The sequence below is a fragment of the Streptomyces sp. SP18BB07 genome, assembly GCF_036322545.1.
Lineage (GTDB): Bacteria > Actinomycetota > Actinomycetes > Streptomycetales > Streptomycetaceae > Streptomyces > Streptomyces deccanensis.
Genome location: NZ_JAQYWT010000003.1, coordinates 1 through 242 on the forward strand (window position 1 = coordinate 1; position 242 = coordinate 242).

At 67.4% G+C, this 242-nt stretch carries 1 protein-coding gene; it reads right to left on the reverse strand.

Annotation, left to right across the window (positions count from 1 at the left end; translation table 11 throughout):
• On the reverse strand, positions 1 to 242 hold a 242-nt coding region (locus tag PUR53_RS00010; RefSeq protein ID WP_329906927.1), incomplete at both ends, for a hypothetical protein.

Sequence of the window (242 nt, forward strand, 5' to 3'; positions counted from 1 at the left end):
ATCTTCTTGGAGAGGTCGCCGTTGGCGACGGCGGTGGTGACCTGGGCGATGTTGCGGACCTGCGACGTCAGGTTCAGGGCCATGAAGTTGACGTTGTCCGTGAGGTCATTCCAGACGCCGGAGACGCCCCGGACCTGCGCGCGGCCGCCGAGGTTGCCGTCGGTGCCGACCTCGCGGGCGACGCGGGTGACTTCGTCGGCGAAAGATCGGAAGAGCGGCGGGAAGGGAAAGAGTGTCCGCGG